Raw genomic sequence first — 954 nt, 5'->3', positions numbered from 1 at the left:
CTTGTTTGGAACAACAAAGTCAAAATGTTCGGTGAGTGTATAGGTTATCCAGAACGTTTCTTTTCCCATCAAGATTTTGATGCAAATGAGATCATTGATCGTTTAACCCTGTCTGTCGCGGAAGGTTACGAACCTAATCACTATGAGCGATATCGAGAGACGGTGAACACGAGCATTAACAAAATGATATCTATGATTTAGGAGTGAATTATGAATGTTGCCTTGATTTTTGCTGGTGGTGTCGGAACCCGAATGCAAAACAGCACTAAACCGAAGCAGTTTTTAGAGCTATATAACAAGCCAGTAATTATATACACACTTGAGAAGTTTGAAGAGAACAAAAACATTGATGCCATTGTTGTGGTTTGCGTTGAACCGTGGATCGATTATTTACGCAAACTGTTGTTCAAATTTGATATTCAGAAAGTGAAGTTTGTTATTCCCGGTGGTGAAACTGGTCAGGAGTCGATATTTAACGGCTTATGTAAGATAGAAGAAGAATTTGATCATAACTCTGTTGTTTTGATTCATGATGGCGTTCGACCTTTGATCAATGACGAAATTATCAACCGAAATATCGAAGCGGTCAAAAGTCACGGTAGTGCGATCACTACTTGTCCTCCAGTAGAGACCTTTGTCCTTGTCGACAATGAAGACGTCGTGAAAGACGTTCACGATCGTTCGCTATCTCGATTAGCGAAAGCACAACAAAGCTTTTATTTGCGCGATATTCTTAAAGTACATCGTCAAGCGCGTGAGGACTGTTACACCGAAGCGATCGATTCATGTTCGTTGATGACAAAGTACGGATACGATGTTCGCCTAGTCTCTGGCATTTCTGAAAACATTAAAATCACGTCACCCATCGATTTCTTTATTTTTAAGGCAATAATCGATACGCAGGAAAATCTACAGGTTTTTGGTTAATTATATGAAAAATAATCGGATTAATAT

The 954-nt window shown here is 38.8% G+C and carries 1 protein-coding gene and 1 pseudogene; both read left to right on the top strand.

Translation table 11 applies throughout. The features are described 5' to 3' along the window. Positions 1 to 201 (top strand): annotated as a pseudogene (locus R7R78_RS24740) (polysaccharide pyruvyl transferase family protein); the annotation flags it as partial. Between the two features lie 9 nt (positions 202 to 210). Next, positions 211 to 927 carry an IspD/TarI family cytidylyltransferase gene (locus tag R7R78_RS24735; RefSeq protein WP_225474450.1) on the top strand — a complete coding sequence of 239 codons (717 nt, stop codon included), beginning with the start codon at positions 211 to 213 and terminating at the stop codon, positions 925 to 927. Positions 928 to 954 lie beyond the last annotated feature (27 nt).

The organism is Vibrio sp. 2134-1, assembly GCF_033339495.1.
This window is presented reverse-complemented; position numbering and strand designations above follow the sequence as displayed.